The sequence below is a fragment of the Bradyrhizobium sp. PRIMUS42 genome (assembly GCF_023006515.1).
In the GTDB taxonomy this organism is placed as follows: domain Bacteria; phylum Pseudomonadota; class Alphaproteobacteria; order Rhizobiales; family Xanthobacteraceae; genus Bradyrhizobium.
In genome coordinates this window covers 1-2,225 of record NZ_JALBGZ010000893.1, presented here as the reverse complement: position 1 = coordinate 2,225, position 2,225 = coordinate 1, and the positions used below count along the sequence as shown (strand labels likewise).

2 protein-coding genes and 1 pseudogene are annotated in these 2,225 nt (G+C 65.8%); all 3 read right to left on the bottom strand.

Annotation, left to right across the window (positions count from 1 at the left end; translation table 11 throughout):
- On the bottom strand, nt 1-1,308 hold a 1,308-nt coding region (locus MOV75_RS35315; protein ID WP_247007656.1), incomplete at its 3' end, for a heme lyase CcmF/NrfE family subunit.
- On the bottom strand, nt 1,305-1,829 hold the full coding sequence (gene ccmE, locus MOV75_RS35310) for a cytochrome c maturation protein CcmE (RefSeq protein WP_246932153.1): 525 nt from the start codon (nt 1,827-1,829) through the stop codon (nt 1,305-1,307). The genes ccmE and MOV75_RS35315, both read right to left, overlap by 4 nt.
- Nucleotides 1,830-1,866: 37 nt before the next feature.
- A pseudogene (locus MOV75_RS35305) lies at nt 1,867-2,225 on the bottom strand (c-type cytochrome biogenesis protein CcmI); the annotation flags it as partial.

Genomic DNA, 2,225 nt, shown 5'->3' with positions numbered 1-2,225 from the left:
GACGGCGACGAGCCCGGCGACGCCGGCCGCGAGCAGGCGCTGCGTCACGCCGAGCAGATCGCCGCGCTTCCACGCCAGCATCGGGCCAAACGGCACGGCAAGCAGCAACAGGGTGAATAGCGGCGCGAAGGTGAGGTTGTAGAAGGGCGCACCGACCGACATCTTGAAGTCGGCGAGCATCTCCATCGCGAGCGGATAGAGCGTGCCGAACAGCACGACCGCGCACGCGACCGTGAGCAGAAGATTGTTCAGGACCAGCGCGCCCTCGCGCGAGATCGGCGCGAACAGGCCGCCCTGCTTCAACGAGGTGGCGCGGCCCGCGAACAGCGCCAGGCTGCCGCCGATGAACAGGCAGAGGATCAGCAGGATGAACACGCCGCGGGTGGGATCGGTGGCGAAGGCGTGCACCGATGTGATGACGCCCGAGCGCACCAGGAAGGTGCCGAGCAGCGACAGCGAGAAGGTCAGGATCGACAACAAGATGGTCCAGACCTTCAACGCGTTGCGCTTTTCCATCACCAGGGCGGAATGCAACAGCGCGGTACCGGAGAGCCACGGCATCAGCGAGGCGTTCTCGACCGGATCCCAGAACCACCAGCCGCCCCAACCGAGTTCGTAATAGGCCCAGTACGAGCCCATGGCGATCCCGAGCGTCAGGAAGATCCAGGCGACCAGCGTCCACGGCCGCACCCAGCGCGCCCAGGCCGCGTCGATCCGTCCCTCCATCAGCGCCGCGATCGCGAAGGAGAAGGAGATCGAGAAACCGACATAGCCGAGATAGAGCATCGGCGGATGCACGGCGAGCCCGATGTCCTGGAGCACCGGATTGAGATCGCGTCCCTCGATCGGCGGGCTCGCGATGCGCAGGAACGGATTCGATGTCACGAGGATGAAGAGATAGAAGGCGCTGGCGACCCAGGCCTGCACGGCGAGCACATGCGCGCGCAGCGACAGCGGCAGATTATTGCCGAAAGCCGCAACCAGCCCGCCGAACAAGGCGAGGATCGCCACCCACAGCAGCATCGAGCCTTCATGGTTTCCCCACACGCCGGTGATCTTGTAGAGCAGCGGCTTCATCGAGTGGGAATTCTCGTAGACGTTGGCGACGGAGAAGTCCGAGTTCACGTGCAGCATCACGAGAGCTACGAACGAGGCGCCGACGAACAGGAGCTGCGCCAGCGCCGTGGAGCGCGCCACGTCCATCAGCGCGGCATCGCGCAGGCGCGCACCGATCAGCGGCACGATCGACTGGATCAGTGCGAGCCCAAGCGCCAGCACCAGCGCGTAATGTCCTGATTCCGCGATCACCGCACCGCTCCTTGCGGATTGCCCTGCGCCGTCGTGGCTTGAGGCTTGCTGCTGCCGGAAGGCTTAGCGCCCGAAGCTTTGCCGTCGTAATCGTCCTTCCAATGCCCCTGCTTCTTCAGGGCGTCGGCGACGTCCTTGGGCATGTAGGTCTCGTCATGCTTGGCGAGCACGGTGTCGGCCTTGAACACCCCATTGGCGTCGAGCGCGCCTTCGGCGACGACGCCCTGGCCCTCGCGGAACAGGTCGGGCAGGATGCCCTTGTAAGCCACCGGAAGCTTGGCGCCACCGTCGGCGACCTCGAAGGTCACCGCGAGATTGTCGCCGCGATGGAGCGAGCCGGGCTGCACCAGCCCGCCGAGGCGAAACCGCTTACCGGGCTCGACATGCTTCTCGGCGACCATGGTCGGGGTCGAGAAGAACACGATGGAGTCGCGAAGTGCGTTGAGCACCAGCGCGGCCGCGAGCGCGAGCACGGCGAGCGAGCCGCCGATGATGGTCATACGTCGCTGCTTGCGCGTCATGGCGTATCAATTCTCCGCTCGTCTCGTCCCGACATCGTCATCCGCCGAGCCCGAGAGTCCTGAGGCCTTCGTTGAGCTGGCGAAGCCGCTCTGCGTCGCTTGCAACCGCCTGCCGGGCGTCGGCCGATGCCCCCATGGCCTTGTCCCGTTCGCCCATCACGAGATAGGCGCGCACCAAACGCAGCCAACTCTCGACGTCGTCGCCGTTCTGCTTCAACCGGGTGGCCAGACGTTCGACCATGCCGCGCACCATCGCGTTGCGATCGCCTTCGGCCATTTCCTTGGATGCAGCAATCGTTTCATCCGACAGCGCCGGCATCGTGCCGCTGCCGACGCGCGCCAGCGAGGACTGCACCAGGGCACGCCACGGCGCATCCGCGGGCGCCTTCGCAAGCA

Coding starts and splice junctions, on each gene's coding strand:
- ccmE (WP_246932153.1), bottom strand. CDS start 1,829: ATGACGCGCAAGCAGCGACGTATGACCATCATCGGCGGCTCGCTCGCC.